Origin of the sequence: Pseudomonas oligotrophica (assembly GCF_021726475.1) — a bacterium.
Taxonomy (GTDB): Bacteria; Pseudomonadota; Gammaproteobacteria; order Pseudomonadales; family Pseudomonadaceae; genus Stutzerimonas; species Stutzerimonas oligotrophica.
Genome location: NZ_JAKJRU010000010.1, coordinates 1 through 24,721, shown reverse-complemented (window position 1 = coordinate 24,721; position 24,721 = coordinate 1). Strand labels below are relative to the sequence as shown.

Below are 24,721 nucleotides of genomic sequence, written 5' to 3'. Positions count from 1 at the left end.
CGGCAGGCCATGCGACCCCCGACAAGGACAGCCTTTTGAGTTCGATCGATTTCCAGCGCCGCGTGGTGTCCGGCATGCGGCCGACCGGCCCGCTGCACCTGGGCCACTACCATGGCGTGCTGAAGGACTGGATCAGGCTGCAGCACGAGTACGACTGCTATTTCTGCATCGTCGACTGGCATGCGCTGACCACCCACTACGAACACAGCGGCGAGATCGGCCGCCACGCGCAGGAGATGGCCATCGACTGGCTGGCCGCCGGCGTCAGCCCGAGCTCGGCGACCCTGTTCGTGCAGTCGCACGTGCCCGAGCACGCCGAGTTGCATCTGCTGCTGTCAATGATCTGCCCGCTCGGCTGGCTGGAGCGCGTGCCGTCCTACCGCGAGCTGCAGCAGCGCCTGGCCGGGCGCGAGCTGGATACCTACGGCTTCCTCGGTTACCCGCTGCTGCAGGCGGCCGACATCCTGCTCTACCGCGCCGGGCAGGTGCCGGTCGGCGCCGACCAGTTGCCCCACGTCGAGTTCGCCCGCGACATCGCGCGGCGCTTCAACCACCTGTACGGCAAGGAGGAGGACTTCGAGCTCAAGGCCGAGGCGGCGATCCGCCGGCTGGGGCGCAAGACCTCCAAGCTCTACGCCAGCCTGCGCAAGAGCTACCAGGAGCAGGGCGACGTCGAGGCGCTGAACACCGCGCGGGCGATCCTCAAGGAACAGCAGACCATAACCATCGGCGACCGCGAGCGGCTGTACGGCTACCTCGAAGGCGGCGGCAAGCTGGTGCTGCCCGAGCCGGCCGCCATGCTTGGCGACATGCCGAAGTTCGCCGGCCTGGATGGGGCCAAGATGTCCAACTCGACCAGCAATGCGATCTTCCTGCGCGACACGCCGGCGCAGATCGACGAGAAAATCCGCCGCATGCCCACCGACCCGGCGCGCGTGCACCGCGAGGATGCGGGCGAGCCGACGCGCTGCCCGGTGTGGCCGATGCACCTGACCCACTCCAGCGCCGAGGTCTGCCAGTGGGCCGAGCAGGGCTGTCGCAGCGCGTCCATCGGCTGCCTGGAGTGCAAGGCGCCGCTGATCGAGGCGATCACCACCGACCTCGCGCCGCTGCGCGAACGCGCGCTGGACTACGAGCAGAGCCCCGATGTGGTGCGCAGCATCCTTGCCGAAGGCGCCGAGCGCGCCCGCGACGAGGCGCGCGACACCCTGGCCGAAGTGCGCCAGGCGATGGGCATGAATCACCGCTGAGCCGCCGGCTCGGCTCTTTTGCGGAGCCTTCGATGCAGCACACACCGGCCGACGCCGAACTCCCCGCATCCGCGCCGTCCGGCCCGGAGCAGCTGCGCCTGGCGCTGGTCTACGGCGAGGCGGTCACCGAGCTGCCGCAGGACCTGTACATCCCGCCGGATGCGCTGGAGGTGTTCCTCGAGGCGTTCGAGGGGCCGCTGGACCTGCTGCTCTACCTGATCCGCAAGCAGAACATCGACATCCTCGACATCCCGGTGGCCGAGATCACCCGCCAGTACATGGGCTACGTCGAGCTGATGAAGTCGGTGCGCCTGGAACTGGCCGCCGAGTACCTGGTGATGGCGGCCATGCTCGCCGAAATCAAGTCGCGCATGCTGCTGCCGCGTTCCAGCGAGGCGCTGGAGGAAGAGGACGACCCGCGTGCCGAGCTGATCCGCCGGTTGCAGGAATACGAGCGCTTCAAGGCCGCGGCCGAGGGGCTGGACGAGCTGCCGCGCGTCGGCCGCGAACTGCATGTGCCGCGCCTGGATGCGCCCGAGGCGCGGGCGCGCAAGCTGTTGCCGCAGGTCAGCCTGGAAGAGCTGCTGCTGTCGATGGCCGAGGTGCTGCGCCGCGCCGACATGTTCGAAAGCCACCAGGTCACACGCGAGGCGCTGTCGACCCGCGAGCGCATGAGCCAGGTGCTCGAGCGCCTCAAGGGTGGCGGCTTCGTGCCCTTCGTCGAGCTGTTCGCCGTGGAGGAAGGCCGCCTCGGCGTGGTCGTCACCTTCATGGCGGTGCTCGAGCTCATCAAGGAATCGCTGGTCGAGCTGGTGCAGAATGAGCCCTTCGCGCCGATCCATGTGCGCAGCCGCAGCGATTGATTTCCCGAGGTAACCCCGTGCTCGATCTTTCCGACCCCAAGGCACTCGCTTCCCTGCTCGAGGCCTTCCTGCTGGCCGCCGGCAAGCCCCTGTCGCTGGAGCGCCTGGGCGAGCTCTTCGAGGAGGCCGAACGGCCGTCGACGGCGCAACTGAAGAAGGCGCTGGAGGTGCTGGACAAGTCCTGCCGGGGGCGCGCCTTCGAGCTCAAGGCGGTGGCCAGCGGCTATCGCCTGCAGGTGCGCGAGCATTTCGCGCCCTGGGTCGGCCGTCTCTGGGAGGAGCGTCCGCAGCGCTATTCGCGCGCGCTGCTCGAGACCCTGGCGCTGATCGCCTATCGCCAGCCGATCACCCGCGGCGAGATCGAGGACATCCGTGGCGTGGCGGTCAACAGCCAGATCGTCAAGACCTTGCTCGAGCGCGAGTGGATCCGCGTGGTCGGCCACCGCGACGTGCCCGGCCGCCCGGCGATGTTCGCCACCACCCGGCTGTTCCTCGACCACTTCAACCTGGCCAGTCTCGACGAGCTGCCGCCGCTCGCCGTGCTGCGCGAGATGGAGCCCGAGCCGCAGTCGGCACTCGATGACGAGGCGCCGGTGCCGGCCGGGTTGCAGGCGCGGGCCGACCTGGCCTTGGAGGAGGGCGACGCGGCGCCGGCCGGGCCGCGCGAGGAGACCAGCTTCCGCAGCCTGCTGGCCGACCTCGATTCCATGGAACAGGGCTTGAAGACCGACTTCGACGACCTGCCGACCGCCGAGCCGCAGGCCGACGACGAGGACATCGCCGAGGAGGCGTCCGGGGCGCCGGACGCACGCCGGTGAAGGACCCCTGCATCGGCGTCTGCGCCTTCGACGACGAGGTCTGCCGCGGCTGCGGGCGCACGCGCCAGGAAATCCGTGCCTGGAAGAAGCTCGACAAACCCGGGCGGCGCGTCGTCCTGGCCGAGGCCGAGCTGCGCCTGCTCGCCCTGCAGGCCACCGGTCGGCGCAAGAAGAAGCGCTAGGCGCGTTGCCCGGGGCCTGGCGCCTCGCCGGCGGCTCAGTCCGCGGCCTGGCGTCCCCGCAGGTAGCTGGCATAGTCGGGAATCCGGTACTCATGCGCCTGCTTCAGCAACGCGCTGCTGAGCAGGTAGTCGGCCGTGCTCTCGTTGCTGGCCACCGGAATGTTCCATACCGCGGCGACCCGCAGCAGGGCCTTGACGTCCGGGTCGTGGGGCTGCGGCTCGAACGGGTCCCAGAAAAACACCAGGAGGTCCACCCGCCGCTCGGCGATGCGCGCGCCGATCTGCTGGTCGCCGCCGAGCGGGCCGCTGATCAGGCTCTCCACCGGCAGGCCGAGTCGCTCGCGCAGGAGCATGCCGGTGGTACCGGTGGCGACCAGTTCGTGGCGCGCCAGGCGCTCGCGCTGGCGCCCGGCCCAGTCCAGCAGGAAACCCTTGCAATGGTCGTGGGCGACCAGGGCGATGCGCTTGCGCGCCGGCAGGCTGGCGCTGGTGAAGGCGATGCGGCTCATGTGCAGGTCCCGGTGATGGCGCTTACCCTGGCGCCTGGCAGAGCGCCAGGCAACTGTCGAGCATGCGATTGGAGAAGCCCCACTCGTTGTCGTACCAGGCCATCACCTTGAGCAGCTTGCCGCTGACCTTGGTGTGGCTGGCGTCGAAGATCGACGACAGCGGGTTGTGGTTGAAGTCGCAGGACACCAGCGGCAGGCTGTTGTAGCCGAGCACCGTGGAGTGTTCGCTGGCGGCCTTGAGCAGCGCGTTGACTTCCGCGGCGCTGGTTTCGCGGCGCAGCTCCACCGTCAGGTCGACCAGCGAGACGTTGATCACCGGCACCCGCACGGCCATGCCGGTCAGCTTGCCGGCCAGCTCCGGCAGCACCAGGCCGACGGCTTCGGCGGCGCCGGTCTTGGTCGGGATCATCGACTGGGTAGCCGAGCGCGCGCGGTACGGGTCGCTGTGATAGACGTCGGACAGGTTCTGGTCGTTGGTGTAGGCATGGATGGTGGTCATCAGGCCATGCTCGATGCCCAGCTCGCGGTGCAGCACCTGGGCCACCGGCGCCAGGCAGTTGGTGGTACAGGAGGCGTTGGAGACGATCTGGTGGTGCTGGCGCAGCCCGTCGTGGTTGACCCCGTAGACCACCGTGTAGTCGGCACCCTTGGCCGGCGCGGAGATGATCACTTTGCCGGCGCCGGCGGTCAGATGGGCGCTCGCCTTGTCGCGTTCGGTGAACAGGCCGGTGCATTCGAACACCACGTCCACGCCGAGGCGGCGCCAGGGCAGTTCGGCCGGGTTGCGGATGGCGCTGACGGCGATGCGGTCGCCGTTGACGATCAGGTGTTCCTCGTCGGTTTCGACGACACCGTCGAAGGCGCCGTGCACACTGTCATAGCGCAGGAGGTGGGCGTTGAGGGCGGTATCGCCCAGGTCGTTGATGGCCACCACCTGCAGTTGCTGTCGGTATGCGCCGCTGTAGAGGGCGCGCAGAACGTTACGGCCGATACGGCCGAAGCCGTTGATGGCAATGCGTAGGGTCATGGGTCACGGTCCCGAGTTATTTGTTGTTGGAATTACAAGATTATTCCCGTGAGCCTAGAAATCAAGCCTTTTGGATGGCAGAATTTTTGTCGTAAAAACATAAATACATCGAAGCCAGGAGTCGTGACATGCATCCCCGTGTGCTTGAGGTAACCCAGCGGCTGATCGAGCGCAGCCGACCCACCCGCGAGCGCTATCTGGCGTTGATCGACGCCGCGGCCAGCGAGGGCCCGCAGCGCGGTCGGCTGCAGTGCGCCAACTTCGCCCACGGCGTGGCCGGCTGTACCTCGACCACCGACAAGCAGCGCCTGCGGCTGATGGACGAAGCCAACGTGGCCATCGTCTCGGCCTATAACGACATGCTCTCGGCGCACCAGCCCTACGAGCACTTCCCCGAGCTCATCAAGCAGGCGCTGCGCGAGATCGGCTCGGTGGGCCAGTTCGCCGGCGGCGTGCCGGCCATGTGCGACGGCGTTACCCAGGGCGAGGCGGGGATGGAGCTGAGCCTGGCCAGCCGCGAGGTGATCGCCCTGTCCACCGCGATCGCGCTGTCGCACAACATGTTCGACGCCGCGCTGTACCTCGGCATCTGCGACAAGATCGTCCCCGGCCTGCTGCTCGGCGCGCTGCGCTTCGGCCACCTGCCGGGCGTGTTCGTGCCGGGCGGGCCGATGCCCTCGGGCATCTCCAACAAGGAAAAGGCCGAGGTGCGCCAGCTGTTCGCCGAGGGCAAGGCGACCCGCGAGCAACTGCTCGAATCGGAGATGAAGTCCTACCACAGCCCCGGCACCTGCACCTTCTACGGCACCGCCAACACCAACCAGATGATGGTGGAGATCATGGGCCTGCAGCTGCCCGGCTCCTCCTTCGTCAATCCCTACACCCCGCTGCGCGACGAGCTGACCCGCGAAGCCGCCCGCCGGGCCGCGCGCATGAGCCGGCAGGGCGGCGAGTTCATGCCGCTGGGGCGGATCATCGACGAGAAGGCGATCATCAACTCGGTGGTCGCGCTGAACGCCACCGGCGGCTCGACCAATCACACGCTGCACATTCCGGCGATCGCCCAGGCGGCCGGCATCCAGCTGACCTGGCAGGACATGGCCGAGCTGTCCGAAGTGGTGCCGCTGCTGGCCAGGGTCTATCCCAACGGCAAGGACGACGTGAACCACTTCCATGCCGCCGGCGGCGTCGGCTTCCTGGTGCGCACGCTGCTCGAGGCCGGGCTGCTGCACGAGGACGTCAACACCGTGGCCGGGCACGGCCTGCAGCGCTACACCCGCGAGCCATTCCTCGAGGATGGCCGGCTGGCCTGGCGCGACGGCAGCGCGCAGAGCCTGGACGAAAGCATCCTGCGGCCGGTCTCCAGGCCGTTCTCGGCCGAAGGCGGCCTGCGGGTGATGCAAGGCAACCTCGGCCGCGGGGTGACCAAGGTCTCGGCGGTGGCGCCCGAGCACCAGGTGGTCGAGGCGCCGGCGCGGGTCTTCCATGACCAGGCCGAGCTGGCCGCGGCCTTCAAGGCCGGCGAGCTGGAGCGCGACTTCATTGCCGTGGTGCGCTTCCAGGGGCCGAAGGCCAACGGCATGCCGGAACTGCACAAGCTCACGCCCTTCCTCGGCGTGCTGCAGGACCGCGGCTTCAAGGTCGCGCTGGTCACCGACGGGCGCATGTCCGGCGCCTCCGGCAAGGTACCGGCGGCGATCCACGTGTGCCCGGAGGCGATCGATGGCGGCCCGCTGGCCAGGGTGCGCGATGGCGACCTGATCCGCGTCGATGGCATCGAGGGGCGGCTGGAGGTGCTGGTCGATCCGACCGACTGGGCGGCGCGCGAAGCCGTGGCGGCGCCGGAAGACAAGGGCGTCGGTTGCGGCCGCGAGCTGTTTGCCTTCATGCGCGCCGCGTTCAGTTCGGCGGAGCAGGGCGCCAGCGCCTTCACCTCCAGCCTGGAGGGTCTCAAGTGAAGCTCGGGCTGGTTGGCGATATCGGCGGTACCAACGCGCGCTTCGCGCTGTGGCGCAACGAGCGGCTGGAGGCGGTGCGGGTGCTGGCGGTGGCGGACTTTCCCACCCCCGAGCAGGCGATCCGCAGCTACCTGGAGACGATCGGGCAGGATGTGGCGGAGGTCGAGGCGGTCTGCCTGGCCTGCGCCGGGCCGGTGCAGGGCGACGAGTTCCGCTTTACCAACAATCACTGGCGGCTGTCGCGTGCCGAATTCTGCCGTCGACTGGGGCTCTGCGAGCTGCTGCTGATCAACGATTTCTCGGCCATGGCGCTGGGCATGACCCGGCTCCGGCCGGACGAGCTGATGGAGATCTGCCCGGGCAGCGCCGACCCCGAGCGCCCGCGCCTGGTGATCGGGCCGGGCACCGGGCTCGGCGTCGGTACCCTGCTGCCGCTCGGCGATGGCCGCTGGCGAGCCTTGCCGGGCGAAGGCGGGCATGTCGACCTGCCGATCGGCAACCTGCGCGAGATGGCCTTGTGGCAGGTGCTGTACCAGCGCCTCGGCCACGTGCGCGCCGAGGATGTGCTCAGCGGCAACGGCCTGCTGCAGTTGTATCGCGCCAGCTGCAGCGTCGCCGGCGAGGAGCCGGTGCTGGCCTCGCCGGCGCAGATCACCGCCGCCGCGCTGGCCGGCGACGCCCGGGCCGCCGCGGTGCTCGAGCAGTTCTGCGTGTGGCTCGGTCGGGTCGCCGGCGATGACGTGCTGACCCTTGGCGCGCGGGGCGGCGTGTATATAGTGGGTGGCGTGGTGCCGCGCTTCGCCGAGCTGTTCAAGGCCAGCGGCTTCGCCCGCGCCCTGGCCGACAAGGGCTGCATGAGCGGCTACTTCGACGGCATCCCGGTGTGGCTGGTGACCGCCGAGTACCCCGGGCTGGAGGGCGCCGGCGTGGCACTGCAGCAGTCGCTCTAGGGGCCGGGGCGGTTGAGGTGCAAGGAAGGGATGCGCGGTGTGTGCCCGGTCCGTCGTATGAGTCAGAACAACAAGGAAGGCCGTCGTGAGCCCATCCGCTAGAACCATCCTCTTGGTCGACGACGACCAGGAGATCCGCGAGCTGCTGCAGGCCTACCTGAGCCGTGCCGGCTTCCAGGTGCGCACGGTCGGCGATGGCGCCGGCTTTCGCCAGGCCCTGCAGGACGAAGCCGCTGACTTGGTGATCCTCGATGTCATGCTGCCCGACGAGGACGGCTTCAGCCTCTGCCGCTGGGTGCGCGAGCACCAGCGCCTGGCGCAGATGCCGGTGATCATGCTCACCGCCAGTTCCGACGAGGCCGACCGGGTGATCGGCCTGGAGCTGGGCGCCGACGACTACCTGGGCAAGCCGTTCAGCCCGCGCGAACTGCTGGCGCGGATCAAGGCGCTGCTGCGTCGCGCCCAGTTCGCCCAGGAGCGCCCCTCCGGCGACGTGCTGGCGTTCGACGAGTGGCGGCTGGACCTGGTCAGCCACCGGCTGTTCCATGCCGATGGCGAGGAGGTATTCCTCTCCGGTGCCGACTTCGCCCTGCTCAAGCTGTTCCTCGACCACCCCATGCAGATCCTCGACCGCGACACCATCGGCAACGCCACCCGCGGCCGCGAGGTGATGCCGCTCGAGCGCATCGTCGACATGGCGGTCAGCCGCCTGCGCCAGCGCCTGCGCGACACCGGCAAGGCGCCGCGGCTGATCCGTACCGTGCGCGGCGCCGGTTACCTGCTGGCCGCCCAGGTGGTGCCCTGCGCCGAGGCCGGCCGCCCATGATCGAGGACGAGGAGCCAGCCGCGCGCGAGGCCAGGCGCTGGCGCCTGCCGGTGCCGCGCTCGCTGCTCGGGCGCATGCTGCTGCTGACCCTGCTGGCGGTGCTGCTGGCGCAGACGCTGTCCAGCCTGATCTGGGTCTCGCAGCTGCGTGCCAGCCAGATGGAGGGCTTGCTGACCAGCGCCCGCAGCCTGGCGCAGTCGATGGGCGCCAGCGTCAGCTACTTCCAGTCGCTGCCGGTCGGCTACCGGCCGCTGGTGCTCGACCAGTTGCGCAGCATGGGCGGCACGCGCTTCTTCGTCTCGCTCAACGACCGCCCGCTGGGCATGCAGGTCCTGCCGGAAACGCCGCGCAAGCGCGCGGTGCTGGAAACGGTGGAAGGCGCCTTGCGCCAGCGGCTGGGCAAGCAGGCGGATCTCTCGGTGCAATTCGTCAGCCCCGATGACCTGCGCATCTTCAACAGTGGCATCAGCCTGGACGAGCTGCCGCGCTCCTGGGCCCATTACGCGCTGAGCCTGGAGCCGCTGAACCCGCCGGTGCTGGTCACGCAGATCCAGATCGCACCGAACGAATGGCTGTACCTGGCCTCGCTGATGCCGGCGCCCTACGTCAGCCTCGAGCAGGAAGGGCTGCCGGCGCAGCAGATCGGCTTCATCGTGCTGACCAGCGCCTTCCTGCTGCTGTTCATCGGCCTCCTGGTGCACTGGCAGAGCCGGCCGCTCAAGCGCCTGGCGCGGGCAGCACGGGAAATGTCGCTGGGCAGCGAGGTGGAACCGCTGCCCGCGCATGGCGGCAGCGAGGTGGTGGAAGTGAGCCGGGCGTTCAACAGCATGCGCGAGCGCATCGGCCGCTACCTGAACGAGCGCAGCCAGCTGTTCAGCGCGATTTCCCACGACCTGCGCACGCCGATCACGCGCCTGCGCCTGCGCGTGGAGCTGCTCGAGGACGAAGCCCTGCAGGCCAAGTTCGGCCGCGACCTCGACGAGCTGGAGCTGCTGGTCAAGGGCGCGCTGCAGTGCGTCAAGGACACCGACATCCACGAGAACATCGAGCCGGTCGACCTCAACCTGCTGCTCGATACCGTCACCGAGCCCTATCTGGCGCCGGCCGGCAACGGCCGGGTGACGCTGCAGGGCAGGGCGCTGGCGCCCTATCCGGGCAAGCCGCTGGCGCTCAAGCGCTGCATCGGCAACCTGCTGGACAACGCGCTGAAGTACGGCGAAAAGGCCCACCTGCACATCGAGGACGATGACCGTGCGTTCGTCCTGCACGTCGACGACGAAGGGCCGGGCGTGCCCGAGCAGCGTCTGGAGAAGATCTTCGAGCCGCACTTCCGCCTGGCCGGCAACCAGCAGGGCTACGGCCTGGGCCTGGGCATCGCGCGCAACATCGCCCACGCCCACGGTGGCGAGGTCACCCTGCAGAACCTGCGTGAGGGTGGGCTGCGGGTCACCCTGGCGTTGCCGCGTTGAACCCTCAAGGCACGCGAATGTAACGAGCCTGTGACCAACTCCCCTCCCTTCGTTACCCGGGCGCGCAGCGGCCGTGCATAGAATCCAGGCAACGCAAGCCCCGACTTGCCTCGATAAAAACAAGAAAGGAACACACCCATGAAAGCGTTCACGCATCTTGCCGCGGCTGTTTCCCTTGCTTCCCTGCTCCCGTTCGCCGCCCAGGCCGGCGAAGTCGAAGTGCTCCACTGGTGGACCTCCGGTGGCGAGAAGCGCGCGGCCGATACCCTCAAGCAACTGGTCGAGGAACAGGGGCACACCTGGAAGGACTTCGCCGTCGCCGGCGGCGGTGGCGAGGCGGCCATGACCGTACTGAAGACCCGCGCGGTATCCGGCAACCCGCCCGCTGCCGCGCAGATCAAGGGCCCGGACATCCAGGAGTGGGGCGAGCTGGGCCTGCTCACCGAGCTCGACGAGGTGGCCGCCGAAGGCAACTGGGACCAGATCCTGCCCGAGCAGGTCGCCCGCATCATGAAATATGACGATGCCTACGTCGCCGTGCCGGTCAACGTGCACCGGGTCAACTGGCTGTGGATCAACCCCGAGGTGTTCGCCAAGGCCGATGCCACGCCGCCGGCCACCCTCGACGAGTTCTTCGCCGCTGCCGACAAGCTCAAGGCCGCCGGCTTCGTGCCCATCGCCCACGGCGGCCAGCCCTGGCAGGACGGCACCGTGTTCGAGGACATCGTCATCAGCGTCCTCGGCCCGCAGGACTATCGCAAGGCCTTCGTCGACCTCGACCGCGACGTCCTCACCGGCGACAAGATGGTCCAGGCCTTCGCCACCCTGAAGAAGCTGCGCGACTACATCGACGCCGATGCCGCCGGTCGCGACTGGAACACCGCCACGGTGATGCTGATCAACGGCAAGGCCGGCATGCAGATCATGGGCGACTGGGCCAAGAGCGAGTGGTCGGCCGCCAACAAGGTCGCCGGCAAGGACTACCAGTGCCTGCCGTTCCCCGGCACCCAGGGCAGCTTCGCCTTCAACGTCGATTCCCTGGCCATGTTCAAGCTGACCGACGACGACGACCGCAAGGCCCAGGACGACCTCGCCCGCACCGTGCTCGGCTCGAAGTTCCAGCAGTTCTTCAACCAGAACAAGGGCTCGATCCCGGTGCGCCTGGACGAGGACATGAGCAGCTTCGACAGCTGCGCCCAGCAGTCCATGGCCGACTTCAAGGCGGCTGCCAAGGGGCCGGGCCTGCAGCCCAGCCTGGCCCACGGCATGGCTGCCTCCAGCTACGTGCAGGGCGCAGTGTTCGATGTCGTGACCAACTTCTTCAACGACCCGGCGGCCGATCCGAACAAGGCCGTGCAGCAGCTGGCCGCGGCGATCCAGGCCGTGCAGTGACGCAGCGGGCTGCCTAGGCGGCCCCGCAACTCTCCCCCTGGTTTTTCAAGGTGCCGGCCAGGCGCCACGGCTGCCTGCACCCGCAAGAAACCCGTGCGGGACGACTTCCACCGACTACGGAGCTGTTTCCCATGAGCTCAACCGCTGTCTTCGCCAAGGCCTCGCCGCTGGATGCGTTGCAAAACTGGCTGCCCCGGCTGGTGCTGGCACCGAGCATGCTGATCGTGCTGGTCGGCTTCTACGGCTACATCTTCTGGACCTTCCTGCTGTCGTTCACCAACTCGCGCTTCATGCCCAGCTACAAGTGGGTGGGCCTGCAGCAGTACCTGCGCCTGTGGGACAACGACCGCTGGTGGGTGGCGAGCAAGAACCTGCTGCTGTTCGGCGGCCTGTTCATCGGCATCAGCCTGGTGATCGGCGTGCTGCTGGCCGTGCTGCTCGACCAGCGCGTGCGCCGCGAGGGCTTCATCCGCACCGTCTACCTGTACCCCATGGCGCTGTCGATGATCGTCACCGGCACCGCCTGGAAGTGGCTGCTCAACCCCGGCCTGGGCCTGGACAAGCTGCTGCGTGACTGGGGCTGGGAGGGTTTCCGCTTCGACTGGCTGGTGGACCCGGAGCGGGTCGTCTACTGCCTGGTGATCGCTGCGGTGTGGCAGTCCTCGGGCTTCGTCATGGCGCTGTTCCTTGCCGGCCTGCGTGGCGTCGACCCGTCGATCATCCGTTCCGCCCAGGTCGACGGCGCCAGCCTGCCGAGCATCTACCTGCGCATCGTCCTGCCGAGCCTGCGCCCGGTGTTCTTCAGCGCGCTGATGATCCTCGCCCACATCGCCATCAAGAGCTTCGACCTGGTCGCGGCGATGACCGCCGGCGGCCCCGGCTACGCCTCCGACCTGCCGGCGATGTTCATGTACGCCCACACCTTTACCCGCGGCCAGATGGGCTTGGGGGCGGCGAGCGCGATGCTCATGCTTGGCGCCGTGCTGGCCATCATCGTGCCCTACCTGTATTCGGAACTGAGGAACAAGCGCCATGACTAGTGTCGTCGGGCACAAGCCCCTGAGCCTCGGCCGCGTGGCGATCCACGCCACCCTGCTGCTGGCCTGCGCGGTCTATCTCGTCCCCCTGCTGGTGATGCTGCTGACCAGCTTCAAGACGCCGGACGACATCCGCGCCGGCAACCTGCTGTCGCTGCCGGAGGTGTTCAGCCTGATCGGCTGGATCAAGGCCTGGGACAGCGTCGGCGGCTACTTCTGGAACTCGGTGAAGATCACCGTGCCGGCGGTGCTGATCTCCACGCTGCTCGGCGCGCTGAACGGCTACGTGCTGTCGATGTGGCGCTTCCGCGGCTCGCAGCTGTTCTTCGGCCTCTTGCTGTTCGGCTGCTTCCTGCCGTTCCAGGTGATCCTGCTGCCGGCCTCGTTCACCCTCGGCAAGCTCGGCCTGGCCGACACCACGGCGGGGCTGGTGCTGGTCCACGTGGTCTACGGCCTGGCCTTCACCACGCTGTTCTTCCGCAACTTCTACGTGAGCATCCCGGATGCCCTGGTGCGTGCCGCGCGGCTCGATGGCGCCGGCTTCTTCACCATCTTCGGGCGCATCCTGCTGCCGATGTCGGTGCCGACCATCATGGTCTGCCTGATCTGGCAGTTCACCCAGATCTGGAACGACTTTCTGTTCGGCGTGGTGTTCGCCAGCGGCGACTCGCAGCCGATCACCGTGGCGCTGAACAACCTGGTGAACACCAGCACCGGGGCCAAGCAATACAACGTCGACATGGCCGCCGCGATGATCGCCGGCCTCCCCACGCTGGTCGTCTATGTGCTGGCCGGCAAGTACTTCCTGCGCGGCCTGACGGCCGGCGCCGTCAAAGGCTGAGGTGATTCACGATGGCATCCCTGCAACTGTGCAACGTCCACAAGCGTTACGGCGCCGGCCAACCCGACACCCTGAAGAACATCGAGCTGAAGATCGACTCCGGCGAGTTCCTGATCCTGGTCGGCCCGTCCGGCTGCGGCAAATCCACGCTGATGAACTCCATCGCCGGCTTGGAGGACATCACCGGCGGGCAGATCCTGGTTGACGGCCAGGACGTCAGCGGCATGAGCCCGAAGGATCGCGACATCGCCATGGTGTTCCAGTCCTACGCGCTGTACCCGACCATGAACGTGCGCGACAACATCGCCTTCGGCCTGAAGATGCGCAAGGTGGCGCAGGAGAAGATCGACGAGGAGGTGGCGCGGGTCGCCAAGCTCTTGCAGATCGAACACCTGCTGATGCGCAAGCCGTCGCAGCTGTCCGGCGGCCAGCAGCAGCGCGTGGCCATGGGCCGGGCGCTGGCGCGGCGACCGAAGATCTACCTGTTCGACGAGCCGCTGTCGAACCTCGATGCCAAGCTGCGCGTGGAGATGCGCACCGAAATCAAGCTGATGCACCAGCGGCTGAAGACCACCACCGTGTATGTCACCCACGATCAGATCGAGGCGATGACGCTCGGCGACAAAGTCGCGGTGATGAAGGATGGCATCGTCCAGCAGTTCGGCACGCCGCACGAGATCTACAACGACCCGGCCAACCAGTTCGTGGCGAGCTTCATCGGCTCGCCGCCGATGAACTTCGTCCCGCTGCGCACCCGGCTGCACGACGGCCAGTGCTTCGGCCTGCTCGAGTCGGCGACCGGGGTGGCGGGGCAGGCGCGCTGCGAACTGGCGCTGGGCGAGGCCGCCGAGCTGGAAGGGCGCGAGCTGCTGCTTGGCGTGCGTCCCGAGCAGATCCAGCTGGCCGGCGCCGACTCGACGCTGCCGAGCCTGACTGCCGAGGTCGAGGTGGTCGAGCCGACCGGCCCGGACACCCTGGTGTTCGTCTCGCTCAACGACACCAAGGTCTGCTGCCGCGTCGCACCGGACGCCGCGCCGCAGGCCGGGGCGCGCCTCCAGCTCCAGTTCGATCCCGCTCGGGTGCTGCTGTTCGACGCCGCCAGCGGCGAGCGCCTGCGGCCGGGAAAGCGCCAGGCCACTGAGCGCAAGGTGGCCCAGCTGAAGCGCGGCTGAGCGCCGCCGCGGCCTCCGCGAACAGCGCCGTGCGCATGGCGCGCCCCGCGCACAGGGCCAGCCGACCGTAGGCTGCGCCGCGCAACCAATCGCCACACCGCCTGCCGAGTGCCCCGCGTGCTCGGCCTGGCCGCGCCATGCGTACCCACTGTTCGGTGAGGTGCGCATACGCACAAGGGCAACGCAAGGAACCCGTCGCCGCGGCGGTAATCCGCGGCATCCGCAAATAAGAATAATCAGGAGCAAGCATGAAGATCAGTACCAACCCAGTGCTGTCCCGTGGTTTCCTCGCCGCGTGCGGCGCACCCAGCCTGCTGGTGATGGCGCTCGCCGCGCCGCAGGCGCAGGCCCTGGAGTTCAGCGGCTATCTGCGCAGCGGCGTCGGCGGCTCGAGCGAAGGCGGGACGCAGTCCTGCTTCCAGTTGCCCGGCGCGCAGAGCAAGTACCGCCTCGGCAACGAGTGCGAGCAGTACATCGAGCTGGACCTGCGCCAGGACCTGTTCACCCTGGACGACGGCTCGGTCCTCAGCGTCGAGGGCATGGCCCAGCTGTACAACCAGTACGGCCATACGCCCAAGTTCACCGGCGACCATGGCTTCGCGCGGATGAACCAGATGTATGCCGAGTGGAGCAAGGTGCCGGCGCTCAATGGCGGCTCCCTGTGGGCCGGGCGGCGTTTCTACAAGCGCAACGACATCCATATCTCCGACTTCTACTACTGGAACCAGAGCGCTACCGGTGCCGGCATCGAGGACTACGAGCTGGGCGGGTTGAAGTACAGCTACGCCTTCTCGCGCAAGGACAACCTGTTCCAGGAGGACTACGTCAACCGGCATGACTTCAACGTCGGCGGCTTCGACACCAACCCCGGCGGTGAGCTGGAGTTCGGCGTCAGCTACATCGACAAGCCCGACCGCACCGGTGCCCACAGCGGCTGGGCGGTGACCGCGCAGCACAAGCAGGCCGGTTTCCTCGGCGGCGGCAACACCTTCGCCGTGCAGTACGGGCGTGGGCCGGGTACCGGGCTGGGCTATACCGGCGACGTGACCCTGGATGACAGCGCCAAAAGCTGGCGGGTGGTGGAGTTCTTCGATTGGCAGGTCACGCCGCGCTTCGGCGGGCAGTTCCAGGTGGTCTACCAGAAGGACACCCGCGCCGATGGCGCCGACCAGGACTGGCTGTCCATCGGTGTGCGGCCGGCCTATGCGCTCAGCGAGCAGTTCAAGCTGGTCACCGAGCTTGGCCACGACCAGGTGGACGCCAGCGATGGCACCCGCAAGCTGACCAAGTTCACCGTCGCGCCAACCTGGTCGCCTTCGGGTCCGGGCTTCTGGGCGCGTCCCGAGGTCCGCCTGTACTACACCTATGCGAGTTGGAACAAGGCGGCGCAGGTCGCGGCGAGCCAGCTCGATCCGGGGGCGGCGCTGTCCGACACCGGTGCCTTCGGCAGTGCGCGGCATGGCTCCAACTTCGGCGTGCAGGTCGAGTACTGGTGGAAGTGATGGGTGCCGGGCCCGCCGCCGCTAGGCGGGCGGGCGCGGCCTCAGTGGCCTTCCTCGCCCGGGTAGCGGGTCGGCACCAGGCTCTCCTTGACCTTGCGCAGGTGCGGTTGGAAGTCCACGCCGCGGCGCAGGGTCACCCCGGTGGCCAGCACGTCGAGCACGGTCAGCTGGACGATCCGCGAGGTCATCGGCATGTAGATGTCGGTGTCCTCCGGCAACGGGATGTCCAGGCTCAGGGTGCAGACCCGGGCCAGCGGCGAGCCGGCGGCGGTCAGGCCGAGCACCGAGGCGCCGTTCTCCCGCGCCAGCCGGGCGACGTCCACCAGTTCGCGGGTGCGCCCGGTGTAGGAAATGATCACGAACAGGTCGCCGGTATGCGCCACCGAGGCGAGCATGCGCTGCATCAGTACGTCGGAATGCGCCGACACCGCGAGGTTGAAGCGGAAGAACTTGTGCTGCGCATCCAGCGCCACCGGGGCCGAGGCGCCGAGGCCGAAGAAGTGGATCTGCCGCGCCTGGATCAACAGGTCCACGGCGCGGCTGATCAGCTGCGGGTCGAGGCTCTGGCAGGCGGCGTCGAGCGAGGCGATGGTGCTGCCGAAGATCTTGCGGGTATAGGCCTCGGGGCCGTCGTCGGCTTCCACCGCGCGGCTGACATAGGCGGCGCCGCTGGCCAGGCTCTGCGCCAGCTGCATCTTCAGCTCGGGGTAGCCGCCGACGTTGAACGAGCGGCAGAAGCGGTTGACCGTCGGCTCGCTGACCTTCGCCGCCTGGGCGAGCGCGGCGATGCTGTAGCGGGTCGCCTGCTGGGGATCCTGCAGGATCGCCTCGGCGACCTTGCGTTCGGCCTTGTTCAGGTCGTCGAGACGATTCTGGATCTGCTCCAGGAGATTTCTCGCGCGCTCCATGTCTGTTCCTTTGTCTGGGGCTACGGATTCGGTGGCCTATCCTACTGGTGCGCCCGGTTTCCCACCAACGGGATATCGTTTTCTGGAAATGTTGTATTTATTACTACGTTTGAGGCTTGATTCAATCCGGGCTTTGGCGTGTACTTCCGTTACCTTGTTAGTAGAATCAAATTATGCCAGCGATTACGGTTGATCCCTCTACCTTTGCCCTGTTCGGCGCGCTTGGCGACCTGGCGTTGCGCAAGCTGTTCCCGGCGCTCTACCAACTGGATCGTGCCGGCCTGCTGCACGCCGACACACGCATCCTGGCGCTGGCCCGCGACGCCGGCGACGAGCGGCAGTACCTGGCCAGCATCGACGAGCACCTGCGCCGCCACGTACCGGCCAGGGAGGTCGACGAGGCGAGCATGCAGCGCTTCCAGGCGCGCCTGAGCTACCTGACCATGGATTTCCGCGATGCCCAGGCCTATGCCGCGCTAGCCGAGCGGGTCGCCGATGCCGAGACGCTGATCGCCTATTTCGCCACGCCGGCGTCCGTCTACGGGGCGATCTGCGAGAACCTCTCGGCGGCCGGCCTCGCCGAACGCACGCGGGTGGTGCTGGAGAAACCCATCGGCCACGACCTGGCGTCGTCGCGTGTGGTCAACGAGGCGGTCGCGCGGTTCTTCCCGGAAAACCGCATCTATCGGATCGACCACTACCTGGGCAAGGAGACGGTGCAGAACCTGATCGCCCTGCGCTTCGCCAACAGCCTGTTCGAGACCCAGTGGAACCAGCACCACATTTCCCACGTCGAGATCACCGTCGCCGAGACCGTGGGGATCGAGGGGCGCTGGGGCTACTTCGACCAGGCCGGCCAGCTGCGCGACATGGTGCAGAACCACCTGCTGCAGCTGCTCTGCCTGATCGCCATGGACCCGCCGAGCAACCTCACCGCCGACAGCATCCGCGACGAGAAGGTCAAGGTGCTCAAGGCGCTGGCGCCGATCACCCCCGAGCTGATCGGCCAGCGCGTGGTGCGCGGCCAGTACGCCACCGGGATCGCCGGCGGCAAGCCGGTACCCGGCTACCTGGAGGAAGACAACGCCAACGCCGAAAGCAGCACGGAAACCTTCGTCGCGCTGCGGGCGGACATCTGCAACTGGCGCTGGTCCGGGGTGCCGTTCTACCTGCGCACCGGCAAGCGCATGGCGCAGAAGCTGTCGCAGATCGTCATCCACTTCAAGGAACCGCCGTTCTACATTTTCGCCCCCGAACAGCGCTCGCTGATCAGCAACCGGCTGATCATCCGCCTGCAGCCGGACGAGGGCATCTCGCTGCAGGTGATGACCAAGGAGCAGGGCCTGGACAAGGGCATGCACCTGCGCAGCGGCCCTTTGCAGCTGAATTTCTCCGAAACCTACAAGAGCTCGCGGATTCCCGACGCCTACGAGCGGCTGCTGCTGGAAGTCATGCAGGGCAACCAGAACCTGTTCGTCCGGCGCGACGAGGTGGAGTACGCCTGGCAATGGTGCGACCAGCTGATCGACGGCTGGACGCGCATGGGCGACAGCCTCAAGCACTACCCGGCCGGCTCCTGGGGGCCGGTCGCATCCATCGCACTGATCACACGTGACGGGAGGTCCTGGTATGGCGATCTCTGAACTCGATCTACCCACTGGCGTCGTGGCCCACAGCCTGGCTGACGCCGAGCGCATGGCCGAGGTCATGGCCGATGGCGCGGCCCAAGTGCTCGACTACGCGGTGCACACCCATGGCGTGGCGAGCCTGGTGGTCTCCGGTGGGCGCAGCCCGGTGCCGTTCTTCGAGGCGTTGTGCCGGCGCGAGCTGGACTGGAGCAAAGTCCAGGTCAGCCTCGCCGACGAACGCTGGGTGCCGCCGACCGATGCAGCCAGCAACGAAGGCCTGGTGCGTCGCCATCTGCTGCAGGGCCGTGCGGCGCAGGCCCAGTTTATCGGCCTGTACCAGCCGGCGGCCAGCCTGGCCGCGGCCGCACGCCTGGCGGATGCGCGTCTCGAGGCGCTGGCCCAGCCGATCGACGTGCTGGTGCTGGGCATGGGCGAGGACGGGCACACCGCGTCGCTGTTCCCCGGTAACGACAACCTGGCGCATGCGCTGGGCGACGACTGCCCGCAGCTGTGCGTGCCGACCCAGGCGCCGAGCGAGCCGCGCGAGCGGCTGAGCATGAGCTACCCGCTGTTGTCTGCCGCGCGCACCCAGTACCTGGCCATTCAGGGAATGGCCAAGCTGGAGACCCTGCGCCTGGCGCTCACCGCCGATCCGCTGCGCATGCCGATCCGTGCGTTCCTGCATTCCCCCCTGGAAATCTACTGGTGCCCCTGAGGCCGAGGAGTCCTGATATGTCGATGGAGCAGAAGGCTGCCCTGATCGAAGCGATCTGCAATCGAGCGCGCATCCTGCCGGTCATCACCATCGCCAGCGAGGAGCAGATCCTCCCGCTGGCCGATGCGCTGGCCGCCGGTGGCCTGAAAACCCTGGAGATCACCCTGCGCTCGGCCCATGGGTTGACCGCCATCCGCCTGCTGCGCGAGCAGCGGCCGGAACTGGTGGTCGGCGCCGGCACGGTGCTCGACCGACGGATGATGGACGAGGTCGAAGCTGCCGGCGCGCAGTTCATCGTCTCGCCGGGCGCCAGCCGCGAGCTGCTCGAGGCCGGCGTGGTCTGCTCCGTCCCGCTGCTGCCCGGCGTGGCCACCGCCAGCGAGCTGATGGAGGGCTACGCGCTGGGCTATCGACGCTTCAAGCTGTTCCCGGCCGAGGTCTGCGGCGGCATCGGCGCGCTGAAGGCGTTCGCCGGGCCCTTCCCGGACGTGCGCTTCTGCCCCACGGGTGGGGTGAATGCCGGCAACGCGTCGAACTATCTGGCGCTGGGCAGCGTCATGTGCGTCGGCGGGACCTGGATGATCGAACCGGCCGCGCTCAAGGGCGGCCAGTGGGCGGCGATCGAGCAGGCCAGTGCAGCGGCGCTGGCCGCACTGGGCTGAACGGGCGGCGCTCGTGATTCGTCGGGGATGCGAGTATGATGCGCGCCCTTTTCCATCGGATATGACACACCGGGAGGTGCCAGGATGACCGAACACGAAGATTCCGTTCCCCATACCACCAGCGGCGAGAAGCTGCAGAAGGTGCTGGCGCGTATGGGCCTGGCCTCGCGACGCGACGCCGAGGCCTGGATCAGCGAAGGCCGGGTGAAGGTCAACGGCGTGGTGGCCAGCCTCGGCCAGCGCGTGGAGCCGCAGGATGCCATCGCTGTCGATGGCCGCCTGATCAAGCGCGAGGACGCGGGCCAGGTCGTTCGCCGCGTACTGATCTACAACAAGCCCGAAGGCGAGATCTGCACGCGCAGCGACCCGGAAGGCCGGCCGACCATTTTCGATCGCCTGCCGCGCCTGAAGGACGGGCGCTGGATCAATGTCGGTCGTCTCGACATCAACACCACCGGCTTGCTGCTGTTCACCACCGATGGCGAACTGGCCAACCGGCTGATGCATCCGTCCTACGAGATGGATCGCGAGTACGCCGTGCGCGTGCGTGGCGAGGTGACCGAGGAGATGCTCGAGCAGTTGAAGACCGGCGTCATGCTCGAAGACGGCCCGGCGCGCTTCACCGACATCAAGCAGGCGCCCGGCGGCGAGGGGCTCAACCACTGGTACCACTGCGTGGTGATGGAAGGCCGCAACCGCGAAGTACGCCGCTTGTGGGAATCCCAGGGCGTGGTGGTGAGCCGGCTCAAGCGCGTGCGCTTCGGCCCGGTGTTCATGACCTCCGACCTGCCCATGGGACGCTGGCGGGAAATGGCCCAGGCCGAGGTGGACATCCTCAGCGAGGAAGTCGGCCTCAAGCCGGTGGCGCTGCCGGAAATGAAGACGCGCACCAAGGAGAAGATCGAGCGCATGCAGCGCAAGATCGCCAAGCCCGTCGCCCGTACTGACCGCCGCGCGCGTGTATTGCGGCCCGCCGAGGATGCCGATGTGCGCCCCGAAGGCAGCCGCGCGCCGCGTGAGCCGGCCGCGCGCAAGCCGCGTCCGGCCGAAGGACGGGGTACGCCACTGGCCGAGCGTCCGAGCGACAACCGGCGCAAGCCGGCGCCGAGTCGTGGCGGTTCGTCCGACAAGCCCGGCGGTCGTGGCGGTCGTCGACGCGACAGCTGAAAAAAAAGCGCCCCTCGGGGCGCTTTTTCATGGGGCTTCGGCCGGCGTACCTGCTCAGCCCTGGGCGTCGAAGGCCTGGCCGTTGATGCCAGCGCTGTCCGGCCCCATCAGGTAGAGGTAGACCGGCATGATCTCGGCGGGCAACGGGTTGACCATCGGGTTCTCGCCCGGGTAGGCCTTGGCCCGCATGTCCGTGCGCGTCGCCCCCGGGTTGACACTGTTGGCACGCACGGAGGCGGTGCCGTCCAGTTCGTCGGCAACGACCTGCACCAGGCCTTCGGTGGCGAATTTCGACACCGCATAGGCGCCCCAGTAGGCGCGGCCCTTGCGGCCCACGCTGCTCGAGGTGAAGACGATCGAGGCATCCGGCGACAGCTTCAACAGCGGCAACAGGGTGCTGGTGAGCATGAAGGTCGCATTGACGTTCACCTGCATGACACGCATGAAGTTCTCGCCGGACAGCTGCTCGACCGGTGTGCGCGGGCCGACGATCGAGGCGTTGTGCAGCAGGCCGTCGAGGCGGCCGAACTCCCGCTCGATCATCGCTGCCAGTTCGTCGTACTGGTGTGGCAGCGCCGTTTCCAGGTTGAACGGAATGACCGCCGGCTGCGGATGGCCGGCCGCCTCGATCTCGTCGTACACCCGATTGAGGTTCTCTTCGGTCTTGCCCAGCAGCAGCACCGTGGCGCCGTGGGCTGCATAGGCCTTGGCGGCGGCTTCGCCGATACCGCGGCCAGCGCCGGTCACGAGGATGATGCGGCCGGCGAGCAGCTCGGGGCGGGCGGTGTAGTCGAACATGGAATGTCTCACAGCGATGAAGGTTGAGGCGGTGGTGGTCAGCAGCGGCAAAGCGCGTGGTCGAGAACGGTGCGAAGCTCCAGCGGGTGGGACACCACCACGTCGGCGCCCCAGTTGCCCGGATTGTCGGCCGGGTGGATGTAGCCGTAGCGCACCGCGGCGGTCCGGCTGCCGGCGGCTCGCCCGGACTCGATGTCGCGCAGGTCGTCGCCGACGAAGAGCACGCTGGCAGGGTCCAGATTCAGCTTGCTGCAGGCGAGCAGCATGGGCTCCGGGTCCGGCTTGCTGCGCGATACGTGATCGGGGCAGACCAGTACGGCAGAACGCTCGGCCAGGCCGAGCCGATGCATGATCGGTTCGGCGAAGCGCACCGGCTTGTTGGTCACGACGCCCCAGAGCAGCCCGGCGCGTTCGATATCGGCCAGCAGCTGCTCCATGCCGTCGTAGAGCCGGCTGTAAATGGCGCAGTGATCCTGGTAGCGATCGAGGAATTCCAGCCGAAGCTGTTCGAACTCGGCCGACTGCGGGTCCACTTCGAAGGCGCCGAGGACCATCGCGCGGGCGCCACCGGACACCACGTCGCGTACGCAGTCTTCTTCGACCGGTGGCAGGCCGCGAGCCTGGCGCATGGCCTGGATCACGGCGACGAAGTCCGGCGCGGTGTCCAGCAGGGTGCCATCCATGTCGAACAGTACGGCGCGCAGGCGCATCAGGCCTCCTTGACGGTGCGGACCATGTAGTTCACATCGACGTCGTCGGTGAGCTTGTACTGCTTGGTCAGCGGGTTGTAGGTGAGGCCGATCATCTCGTGGACGGCAAGGCCGGTCGCCCGGCTCCAGGCGCCCAGTTCGGAAGGGCGGATGAACTTGCGGTAGTCGTGGGTACCCCTGGGCAGCAGTTGCAGTACGTACTCGGCGCCGACGATTGCCAGGGCGTAGGCCTTCGGATTGCGATTGATGGTCGAAAAGAACACCTGGCCGCCGGGCTTGACCAGCGCATGGCAGGCGCGAATGACCGATGCCGGGTCGGGGACGTGCTCGAGCATCTCCAGGCAGGTCACCACGTCGAACTGTCCGGGACATTCGGCTGCCATCGCTTCGGCGGTGGTCTGCCGATAGTCGATTTCCAGTTCGGATTCGAGCTGGTGCAGGCGAGCCACCGCCAGGGGCGCCTCGCCCATGTCGATGCCGGTGACTGTAGCGCCGCGACGGGCCATGGCCTCGCTGAGGATGCCGCCGCCACACCCGACATCCAGTACCTTCTTGCCGGCGAGCCTGATGTGGTCGTCGATCCAGTTGACCCGTAGCGGATTGATTTCGTGCAGGGGCTTGAACTCGCTCTCGCGGTCCCACCAGCGATGGGCCAGGGCTTCGAATTTCGCGATTTCGGCGTGGTCGACGTTGCTCATGATCAGGTCCGTTGCAAGCTGTAGATGGGGCAGCGCAGTCGCTTGGTGCCCGGCTTCGTTCTGAAAACGGCACTGTACACGACATTCCGGCAGTGGCCGCCCTCGTGGGTCAAGATTTGTCTCCGCTGGCGATGCGCTCGCCCCAGTCGCGTACCTGTCCGGCGAGGGATTGCTCATCGATTCGGCTCAGTCGGCGGTTGTCCAGCAGCTGCTTTCCCGCGACCCAGACGTGGCGCACCTGGTCGCGGCTGCAGGAATAGATGAGCTGCGAGACGGGATCGTAGATTGGCTGCTGGGCCAGGCCGGACAGGTCGAATGCGACCAGGTCTGCGGCCTTGCCGACTTCCAGCGAACCGATGCTGTCTTCGAGACCCAGCGCGCGTGCTCCGTTCAGCGTCGCCATACGCAGGGCGCGATGGGCGTCGAGTGCGGTAGCAGAGCCAGCCACCGCCTTGGCCAGCAGTGCCGCGGTGCGGGTTTCGCCAAGCAGGTCGAGATCATTGTTGCTCGCCGCGCCATCAGTACCGATGGCGACGTTGACGCCTGCTTCCCACAGTCGCTCCACCGGACAGAAGCCGCTGGCCAGCTTGAGATTGGATTCAGGACAGTGGATCACACTGCAGTTGTGCTCGACGAGCAGCGCCAGGTCCGCTTCGTTCACCTGGGTCATGTGCACGGCCTGGAAACGCGGGCCAAGCAACTGCCGGCGCGCCAGTCGGGCCAGCGGTCGTTCGCCATACAGGCGCATGCCCTCGTCGATCTCGTGCGCCGTTTCGTGAACATGCATGTGGATGCCTGCATCCATCTCCCCTATCAGCACCTGGAGTGCACTGAGCTTGTCATCGCTCACCGAGTACGGCGCATGGGGCCCGAATGCGACAGTTATCCTCGGGTGGTGCTTCAGGTCGTCGAACAGCGCCAGGCCCTTGCGCAGCGACTCGGCCGAATCCCGTGCGCCAGGGACGGGGAAGTCCATGATCGGTATGGTGATCTGAGCCCTGACGCCTGTGCGATGGACGACCTCGCTGACGGCTTCCGGGTGGAAATACATGTCGGAGAAGCAGGTGATACCGCCCTGGAGCTGCTCGGCGATCGCCAGTTCGGTGCCGACCCGGATGAAGGCCTCATCGACCCAGCGTCGCTCTGCGGGCCAGATATGATCCGAAAGCCAGGTCCGCAGCGATAGGTCATCAGCGAGGCCGCGGAACAAGGTCATCGCCGCATGGCCGTGAGCGTTCACCAGTCCGGGCGCGAGCAGCATCCCCGGCAACTCGAGCCTCTGCCGAGCGGGATATGCCTCTGCTTCGGCGCGAGCGGCAATCAGCGCAATGCGCCCATCGCGCACGCCCAGGGCATGATTCGTCAGAACGACCCCGGCTGGCTCCACCGGCACGAGCCAGGTTGGAAACAGAACGAGATCCAGCGGCGCGGCGTCGGCTTTATACATATAGGGAGGCATCGCGGAAGTGGGTTATCAGTTTATCGGCTGTCATCTGACCTTTGAAGGAAATGGAAGTAGCGCTGGTCACCCGAACCCGACCATTATTTATTTTGCTCTCAATTGTTGACGCCCTCCGAAACCCGCCTATAATGCGCACCACTTTCGCAGCGCACTTCGATGGAAAAGCCTGATAAATCA

General features: G+C 67.4%; 24 protein-coding genes. 17 read left to right on the top strand and 7 right to left on the bottom strand.

Annotated features, from left to right (window positions below):
* Positions 1-35: 35 nt before the first annotated feature.
* From L3N39_RS18320 to L3N39_RS18305, 4 genes are all read left to right on the top strand, one after another.
* Positions 36-1,250, top strand: coding sequence for a tryptophan--tRNA ligase (locus L3N39_RS18320; RefSeq protein ID WP_284691955.1), 1,215 nt, complete (start codon positions 36-38; stop codon positions 1,248-1,250).
* A gap of 164 nt (positions 1,251-1,414) precedes the next feature.
* Positions 1,415-2,113, top strand: a complete 699-nt coding sequence (locus L3N39_RS18315) for a segregation and condensation protein A (RefSeq protein WP_237258935.1) — start codon at positions 1,415-1,417, stop codon at positions 2,111-2,113.
* A 17-nt stretch (positions 2,114-2,130) separates the two neighbouring features.
* Positions 2,131-2,931: an SMC-Scp complex subunit ScpB gene (gene scpB, locus L3N39_RS18310; RefSeq protein WP_237258853.1), complete on the top strand. Its 801-nt coding sequence runs from the start codon at positions 2,131-2,133 to the stop codon at positions 2,929-2,931.
* Positions 2,928-3,113 carry a DUF1289 domain-containing protein gene (locus L3N39_RS18305; protein ID WP_237258852.1) on the top strand — a complete coding sequence of 62 codons (186 nt, stop codon included), beginning with the start codon at positions 2,928-2,930 and terminating at the stop codon, positions 3,111-3,113. The genes scpB and L3N39_RS18305 overlap by 4 nt, the downstream gene beginning before the upstream one ends.
* Positions 3,114-3,148: 35 nt before the next feature.
* Here the strand turns inward: L3N39_RS18305 and L3N39_RS18300 are convergent, their stop codons facing one another.
* A complete protein-coding gene (locus L3N39_RS18300; protein WP_237258851.1) occupies positions 3,149-3,622 on the bottom strand; it encodes a methylglyoxal synthase in 474 nt (157 codons plus the stop codon).
* A 22-nt stretch (positions 3,623-3,644) separates the two neighbouring features.
* Positions 3,645-4,649, bottom strand: coding sequence for a type I glyceraldehyde-3-phosphate dehydrogenase (gap, locus tag L3N39_RS18295; protein ID WP_237258850.1), 1,005 nt, complete (start codon positions 4,647-4,649; stop codon positions 3,645-3,647).
* A 128-nt stretch (positions 4,650-4,777) separates the two neighbouring features.
* On the opposite strand from gap, the gene edd reads away from it, so the two are divergent.
* The 9 genes from edd (at position 4,778) to L3N39_RS18250 (ending at position 15,796) form a co-directional block, all read left to right on the top strand.
* Positions 4,778-6,607 carry a phosphogluconate dehydratase gene (edd, locus tag L3N39_RS18290; RefSeq protein WP_237258849.1) on the top strand — a complete coding sequence of 610 codons (1,830 nt, stop codon included), beginning with the start codon at positions 4,778-4,780 and terminating at the stop codon, positions 6,605-6,607.
* Positions 6,604-7,557 (top strand): glucokinase, encoded by a 954-nt coding sequence (locus tag L3N39_RS18285; RefSeq protein ID WP_237258848.1) that lies wholly within the window; start codon positions 6,604-6,606, stop codon positions 7,555-7,557. The genes edd and L3N39_RS18285 overlap by 4 nt, the downstream gene beginning before the upstream one ends.
* Before the next feature lie 85 nt (positions 7,558-7,642).
* Positions 7,643-8,383 carry a response regulator gene (locus L3N39_RS18280; protein WP_237258847.1) on the top strand — a complete coding sequence of 247 codons (741 nt, stop codon included), beginning with the start codon at positions 7,643-7,645 and terminating at the stop codon, positions 8,381-8,383.
* A gap of 50 nt (positions 8,384-8,433) precedes the next feature.
* Positions 8,434-9,852 (top strand): ATP-binding protein, encoded by a 1,419-nt coding sequence (locus tag L3N39_RS18275; RefSeq protein WP_237258934.1) that lies wholly within the window; start codon positions 8,434-8,436, stop codon positions 9,850-9,852.
* A gap of 138 nt (positions 9,853-9,990) precedes the next feature.
* The gene (locus tag L3N39_RS18270; protein ID WP_237258846.1) at positions 9,991-11,244 is read left to right on the top strand and encodes an ABC transporter substrate-binding protein; all 1,254 of its coding nucleotides are present in this window, start codon (positions 9,991-9,993) and stop codon (positions 11,242-11,244) included.
* Between the two features lie 131 nt (positions 11,245-11,375).
* Complete coding sequence (locus L3N39_RS18265; protein ID WP_237258845.1) at positions 11,376-12,284, top strand: carbohydrate ABC transporter permease; 909 nt, start codon at positions 11,376-11,378, stop codon at positions 12,282-12,284.
* Entirely contained in the window at positions 12,277-13,122 is an 846-nt protein-coding gene (locus tag L3N39_RS18260; RefSeq protein ID WP_237258844.1) for a carbohydrate ABC transporter permease, read from the top strand. Before L3N39_RS18265 ends, L3N39_RS18260 begins: the two co-directional genes overlap by 8 nt.
* An 11-nt stretch (positions 13,123-13,133) precedes the next feature.
* Positions 13,134-14,294 carry an ABC transporter ATP-binding protein gene (locus L3N39_RS18255; RefSeq protein ID WP_237258843.1) on the top strand — a complete coding sequence of 387 codons (1,161 nt, stop codon included), beginning with the start codon at positions 13,134-13,136 and terminating at the stop codon, positions 14,292-14,294.
* Positions 14,295-14,614: 320 nt separating this feature from the next.
* Positions 14,615-15,796, top strand: a complete 1,182-nt coding sequence (locus L3N39_RS18250; RefSeq protein WP_237258933.1) for a maltoporin — start codon at positions 14,615-14,617, stop codon at positions 15,794-15,796.
* Between the two features lie 41 nt (positions 15,797-15,837).
* Here the strand turns inward: L3N39_RS18250 and L3N39_RS18245 are convergent, their stop codons facing one another.
* Complete coding sequence (locus L3N39_RS18245; protein ID WP_237258842.1) at positions 15,838-16,704, bottom strand: MurR/RpiR family transcriptional regulator; 867 nt, start codon at positions 16,702-16,704, stop codon at positions 15,838-15,840.
* A gap of 173 nt (positions 16,705-16,877) precedes the next feature.
* Between L3N39_RS18245 and zwf the strand changes: the two genes are divergently transcribed.
* The 4 genes from zwf to rluB all read left to right on the top strand — a co-directional run bounded on the left by zwf (position 16,878) and on the right by rluB (position 20,876).
* Positions 16,878-18,347 (top strand): glucose-6-phosphate dehydrogenase, encoded by a 1,470-nt coding sequence (gene zwf, locus L3N39_RS18240; protein ID WP_237258841.1) that lies wholly within the window; start codon positions 16,878-16,880, stop codon positions 18,345-18,347.
* A complete protein-coding gene (gene pgl, locus L3N39_RS18235; protein ID WP_237258840.1) occupies positions 18,334-19,047 on the top strand; it encodes a 6-phosphogluconolactonase in 714 nt (237 codons plus the stop codon). Before zwf ends, pgl begins: the two co-directional genes overlap by 14 nt.
* Positions 19,048-19,064: 17 nt before the next feature.
* On the top strand, positions 19,065-19,709 hold the full coding sequence (locus L3N39_RS18230; protein WP_237258839.1) for a bifunctional 4-hydroxy-2-oxoglutarate aldolase/2-dehydro-3-deoxy-phosphogluconate aldolase: 645 nt from the start codon (positions 19,065-19,067) through the stop codon (positions 19,707-19,709).
* Positions 19,710-19,793: 84 nt separating this feature from the next.
* Positions 19,794-20,876, top strand: a complete 1,083-nt coding sequence (gene rluB / locus L3N39_RS18225) for a 23S rRNA pseudouridine(2605) synthase RluB (protein WP_237258838.1) — start codon at positions 19,794-19,796, stop codon at positions 20,874-20,876.
* Positions 20,877-20,930: 54 nt separating this feature from the next.
* Here the strand turns inward: rluB and L3N39_RS18220 are convergent, their stop codons facing one another.
* The 4 genes from L3N39_RS18220 to L3N39_RS18205 form a co-directional block, all read right to left on the bottom strand.
* A complete protein-coding gene (locus L3N39_RS18220; protein ID WP_237258837.1) occupies positions 20,931-21,674 on the bottom strand; it encodes a YciK family oxidoreductase in 744 nt (247 codons plus the stop codon).
* A gap of 38 nt (positions 21,675-21,712) precedes the next feature.
* Positions 21,713-22,384 carry an N-acetylmuramic acid 6-phosphate phosphatase MupP gene (gene mupP / locus L3N39_RS18215; RefSeq protein ID WP_237258836.1) on the bottom strand — a complete coding sequence of 224 codons (672 nt, stop codon included), beginning with the start codon at positions 22,382-22,384 and terminating at the stop codon, positions 21,713-21,715.
* Positions 22,384-23,082 carry a bifunctional 2-polyprenyl-6-hydroxyphenol methylase/3-demethylubiquinol 3-O-methyltransferase UbiG gene (ubiG, locus tag L3N39_RS18210; protein ID WP_237258835.1) on the bottom strand — a complete coding sequence of 233 codons (699 nt, stop codon included), beginning with the start codon at positions 23,080-23,082 and terminating at the stop codon, positions 22,384-22,386. The genes mupP and ubiG overlap by 1 nt, the downstream gene beginning before the upstream one ends.
* Positions 23,083-23,191: 109 nt before the next feature.
* Complete coding sequence (locus tag L3N39_RS18205; protein WP_237258834.1) at positions 23,192-24,529, bottom strand: TRZ/ATZ family hydrolase; 1,338 nt, start codon at positions 24,527-24,529, stop codon at positions 23,192-23,194.
* Positions 24,530-24,721 lie beyond the last annotated feature (192 nt).

What these genes read in the sequence shown, in the direction of transcription:
- L3N39_RS18220 (WP_237258837.1), bottom strand. Translation starts at nt 21,674, where the DNA reads ATGTTCGACTACACCGCCCGCCCCGAGCTGCTCGCCGGCCGCATCATC.
- mupP (WP_237258836.1), bottom strand. Translation starts at nt 22,384, where the DNA reads ATGCGCCTGCGCGCCGTACTGTTCGACATGGATGGCACCCTGCTGGAC.
- L3N39_RS18255 (WP_237258843.1), top strand. Translation starts at nt 13,134, where the DNA reads ATGGCATCCCTGCAACTGTGCAACGTCCACAAGCGTTACGGCGCCGGC.
- rluB (WP_237258838.1), top strand. Translation starts at nt 19,794, where the DNA reads ATGACCGAACACGAAGATTCCGTTCCCCATACCACCAGCGGCGAGAAG.
- L3N39_RS18250 (WP_237258933.1), top strand. Translation starts at nt 14,615, where the DNA reads ATGGCGCTCGCCGCGCCGCAGGCGCAGGCCCTGGAGTTCAGCGGCTAT.
- zwf (WP_237258841.1), top strand. Translation starts at nt 16,878, where the DNA reads ATGCCAGCGATTACGGTTGATCCCTCTACCTTTGCCCTGTTCGGCGCG.
- L3N39_RS18230 (WP_237258839.1), top strand. Translation starts at nt 19,065, where the DNA reads ATGTCGATGGAGCAGAAGGCTGCCCTGATCGAAGCGATCTGCAATCGA.
- L3N39_RS18245 (WP_237258842.1), bottom strand. Translation starts at nt 16,704, where the DNA reads ATGGAGCGCGCGAGAAATCTCCTGGAGCAGATCCAGAATCGTCTCGAC.
- ubiG (WP_237258835.1), bottom strand. Translation starts at nt 23,082, where the DNA reads ATGAGCAACGTCGACCACGCCGAAATCGCGAAATTCGAAGCCCTGGCC.
- L3N39_RS18260 (WP_237258844.1), top strand. Translation starts at nt 12,277, where the DNA reads ATGACTAGTGTCGTCGGGCACAAGCCCCTGAGCCTCGGCCGCGTGGCG.
- L3N39_RS18205 (WP_237258834.1), bottom strand. Translation starts at nt 24,529, where the DNA reads ATGTATAAAGCCGACGCCGCGCCGCTGGATCTCGTTCTGTTTCCAACC.
- gap (WP_237258850.1), bottom strand. Translation starts at nt 4,649, where the DNA reads ATGACCCTACGCATTGCCATCAACGGCTTCGGCCGTATCGGCCGTAAC.
- pgl (WP_237258840.1), top strand. Translation starts at nt 18,334, where the DNA reads ATGGCGATCTCTGAACTCGATCTACCCACTGGCGTCGTGGCCCACAGC.
- edd (WP_237258849.1), top strand. Translation starts at nt 4,778, where the DNA reads ATGCATCCCCGTGTGCTTGAGGTAACCCAGCGGCTGATCGAGCGCAGC.
- L3N39_RS18270 (WP_237258846.1), top strand. Translation starts at nt 9,991, where the DNA reads ATGAAAGCGTTCACGCATCTTGCCGCGGCTGTTTCCCTTGCTTCCCTG.
- L3N39_RS18265 (WP_237258845.1), top strand. Translation starts at nt 11,376, where the DNA reads ATGAGCTCAACCGCTGTCTTCGCCAAGGCCTCGCCGCTGGATGCGTTG.
- L3N39_RS18300 (WP_237258851.1), bottom strand. Translation starts at nt 3,622, where the DNA reads ATGAGCCGCATCGCCTTCACCAGCGCCAGCCTGCCGGCGCGCAAGCGC.